The sequence below is a fragment of the Daejeonella oryzae DSM 19973 genome (assembly GCF_000422945.1).
GTDB classification, from domain to species: Bacteria; Bacteroidota; Bacteroidia; order Sphingobacteriales; family Sphingobacteriaceae; genus Daejeonella; species Daejeonella oryzae.
This window is the reverse complement of sequence record NZ_AUHA01000001.1, coordinates 1-3,731: the sequence shown is the minus strand read 5'-3', so window position 1 is coordinate 3,731 and position 3,731 is coordinate 1. Positions and strand designations below refer to the sequence as shown.

General features: G+C 33.6%; 5 protein-coding genes. 3 read left to right on the top strand and 2 right to left on the bottom strand.

Annotated elements, in window-relative coordinates; translation table 11 throughout:
• Positions 1-149: 149 nt before the first annotated feature.
• The gene (locus G521_RS0100040; protein WP_026896683.1) at positions 150-368 is read left to right on the top strand and encodes a hypothetical protein; all 219 of its coding nucleotides are present in this window, start codon (positions 150-152) and stop codon (positions 366-368) included.
• Here the strand turns inward: G521_RS0100040 and G521_RS0100035 are convergent.
• Positions 358-558, bottom strand: a complete 201-nt coding sequence (locus tag G521_RS0100035; protein ID WP_026896682.1) for a hypothetical protein — start codon at positions 556-558, stop codon at positions 358-360. The genes G521_RS0100040 and G521_RS0100035 overlap by 11 nt on opposite strands.
• A 229-nt stretch (positions 559-787) precedes the next feature.
• On the opposite strand from G521_RS0100035, the gene G521_RS17570 reads away from it, so the two are divergent.
• Positions 788-1,597, top strand: coding sequence for a KilA-N domain-containing protein (locus tag G521_RS17570; protein WP_051189317.1), 810 nt, complete (start codon positions 788-790; stop codon positions 1,595-1,597).
• Between the two features lie 226 nt (positions 1,598-1,823).
• Here the strand turns inward: G521_RS17570 and G521_RS18075 are convergent, their stop codons facing one another.
• Positions 1,824-1,979: a hypothetical protein gene (locus G521_RS18075; RefSeq protein WP_155975618.1), complete on the bottom strand. Its 156-nt coding sequence runs from the start codon at positions 1,977-1,979 to the stop codon at positions 1,824-1,826.
• Between the two features lie 916 nt (positions 1,980-2,895).
• Between G521_RS18075 and G521_RS0100010 the strand changes: the two genes are divergently transcribed.
• Positions 2,896-3,489, top strand: coding sequence for a hypothetical protein (locus G521_RS0100010; RefSeq protein WP_026896681.1), 594 nt, complete (start codon positions 2,896-2,898; stop codon positions 3,487-3,489).
• Positions 3,490-3,731 lie beyond the last annotated feature (242 nt).

Here is a 3,731-nt window from a genome sequence, read left to right as displayed (position 1 = left end):
ACATGGTTTATGTTATTTCAGTCCTTTCATTTACATTACTGCGGGCTTAAATGTAAAGTGCCAACATTCCGCAACAGCAACAAGCCTAACCGTTATAGGGCATTTTAAAAAACCTTGCAAATTTAAAAATTACTAATTAACCAAAAAAAATGAAAGACTTCATAGTACTCTTTAAGCCAATTAAAATTGCTCCATCTTTGGATATAAACCGATTTAATGCGGAATATATACATCTCGATTTTCTAATTCAAGAAGCGAGGCGAGATCATCCTTCAATTACTAATGATTTCGAAATTGACAAAAGCACTATCAGGTTTGAAACTATTGACCGTCAATTTTGCGTTGTAATGCTTGCTTTTAAAAAATAGCTTTCACTACTGCACACTTTTCAATTTCAGAATACAATCCAGAAAGAATATCTTTTACTGCTGATAGTGGCATATCATTAAGCAAGTTTAGAACTTCTTTTTGTTTTTTGATAATATCTGGCAATAGAACTCGCTCATTAGCGAATATTTTTTCCAGCGATTGTGTTAAAATTTCATTTTCATTCTCCATACAACCAAATTGTTTAATAAGTAAAAACGCCCTATAACAAAAGGTTTAAATTATGCCGGGCGACTGTGCATATTTGTCCTTACTACTATTAATTTATTTTAGTGGCTTATAGTTAGTTTAGTGTCTTAAATCCGTCACAACATAAACCTTAACCGTTAGCTGTAATTACCCTGCTGTATGAAAGGAGTATGGCGGAAAGACCGATAGTATATTATCTTAAAATAAAACTATGGATATTCAAAAAAATTCTGTTATTAATTACCAAGGGTCACAAATAAGCATATTTTCTGATGACCGAGATGATTATATAAATATAACTGAGATGGCAATTGCGTCTAGAGGGAGAAAATCTATTCGTTCTTGGATGCGAAACACGGCAACCGTAGGGTATTTGTCAGCATGGGAAAGGAAAAATAACATAAATTTCCTCGGTGCCCAAATGGACGCCAAGCAATTAATTACTGATAGAGATGAAATTTCGATTAAAAATTGGATAGAAAAAACTAATGCTGTTGGTATTTTCACACGATCAGGAACACACGCAGGTACTTATGCCCATAAAGATATTGCCATCAAATTTGCTGGTTGGTTAAACCCAGAGTTTGAATTATTCTTAATTGAAAAGGTGCAAGAGTTAAGAACTCTTGAAGATAAAAAGAACTCTTTCGACCTGTTAACCCATGAGCAGATTTTATACTTAATTCGAATTAAGGAAGTATTTAAATTCGTAGCACATCAAAAAATGATTGAAGATGCTCATAAAGAGGTTTTTGGCGCACGAAGTGGCTCTAAAAACCCATTTTCGGATTTTCATAGATGGAGAAATGAAATACTTGACATTGCTCCTCAAACAATAGATGATAGGATAAAACAATATTGCATAGAGAACCATATTGCAATAACAAAAAAAATATTACATAAATCAAAGCAAGAAAAAATTCTTAAACTGGACAGTTATATGTCTGTTAGAAATGCCGTTTGGGATCTTCTAGAGATAAAAGGGGAACTAAATGCTCTTAATCTCGCTAACCTTAGCTGATTTTTTAATTTTAATAGTATATTTATTAATTATAACTAAATCCTTAACCTTTAAATCCTAATCCAATGACTGAACAACAAGCAGACAAAATAATAGAACTACTAACAGAAATTAAGAATAACATACCTTCTATAACGAAATACAATTTAGAGGACATTTACCTAATCACAGCAAAGGTCAAAGAATCTGTTGACCAAGTCGTAATATCCCTAAATGAATAAAACTTCTATCTTACTTTTATTTCTCCTAAAGATCGGGCAACCATTCTTAATAGTTCTTCGGCTTCAGAAATTGATAATCCTACAAGGAGTTCAGCTACTTTTGGGGCTACTTTTTTTTGACCCTCGTTTAAGTCTTGGTAAAATTTGCTTGTTTCTGTCATTGTTTAAATATTAACTACAGCTAACATTGCATTTGCGCAAATGGGCTGTTGTGGTGAAATTTATTTTATTACTTTATTTTTAATCTTTTCGGTTATCATAGCAAATAGGGGTATCTCCCCCATCTTCGCAAATACTAACCGTTGTGCGCAAGCATAAGAAACCCGACAACCTTATCTGACCCATGAAAAAATGCTTGTTGTTTTTACCTTCACTTTTTTTTATATCCTGTGCCAGCTTTCAATCGGGACTAACAAAGAATATTAAACAGAATTTGACCGAAAACACGCTTTCAAGCTTTAATAAAAAGTATGAAAGTGTTTCTCATAGCAGTTTCGTCACAAAGAATAAGCTAGATAACTCTAAACCTTCTGAACTATTCAAGGTTTTGACAGACTCGACCCGTTTTTCATCTGTAGTAAATGAACAATACGTTGATGTTAGTTTTCCTAATAAAAGCAATGTTTTATTTAAACTCTATTCAGATACTAACCTTATAAAACAGATTAATATTTCAGGTAAGTTGAAAAAAAATGGCTTCTTTCATTTAGACAACAAATTAAGAAAATGTCATGGACTTCCATATATTTTAGGAGGATGTTTTATCAGAAAAACAAGACTAGGATTATCAAATTCGGGAGACTTAATATTGAATAACGCAGTGGACAATTATGGTGCTTTTATGTTAATTCTTGGCTTCGGCTACAGGTATAATGTAGCATATTTATATAGGACGAAGGAATAATACCAGCGCACAACACCATGTTTAAATTATGCCCGGGTGACGTGGTTCTTGTTCTGTAGTGCTTTTTATTTACATTAGTACTCGGGCGACAATGAAGTGCTTTTTATTCGGGCACAATATAAACCTGTAAACGTTAGTGGCAAGCTTAACAGTCCGACCGTATAGAAAGAAAAATGAACGCAGAATTTATATACAGACCAATTTCAGGACAGTATCCAGAGAAACATTTTGGAAAGATAACACCAAATTGTCTATGGGTAAAGTTTGTAGATAAAGACGTACAAGATTGGGTTGGTTCATTTGAACAAAGTTGGGTTGAACAAGGGACGTTTATAATAAACCTGACAAAAAAAGGGAAAGCCTTTATTGTAGCAGGTGGACAAACTTTTCTAATTGACATTAATACACGAGAACAACTTAATAAAACTGAAATATCAGATGCCAAGACAGCAATTGTAGACGAACAAGGTGAAAACATTTATTATTCAAGTGGTTTTGACCTGCGCTATATGGACATTAACGGTAACGACTTTGTGCTTTTTGACAATTACTACTTTGACGACATAAAACTTGATGAAATAAGAAACAATTTACTGTATGCTACTTATTGGCATTATCAGACAAGTAATGAGCCTTTTCGTTTTGAAATTGACGTGGTAACAAGAGAAGTAAAGGACTCTTTTTACAACTCTGAAACTAAATCATATTCGTATGAAAATCCTAAACCGACATTATTATCAAAATTGACAAAGTGGATTACGAAATGACAAGAAAGCCAGCCACTAACATCGGTTTGGCAATATGGCGGCTGACGGAATTCTAATAAACATTTGTGTAAGGTTCAACAGCAGGAATTCTATTGAACTTTTGTGCTAAAAATCCGCCACATCGCAAAGCCCCAAAACGTTAGCAGTAATCCTCCCTATTTCGACCAAAAAATTGATTTCCACAGCTAACGTTAGTACCTTTCTAATTGCCCTTTGCGAGACCGATTTTAAAACTGGCGCAT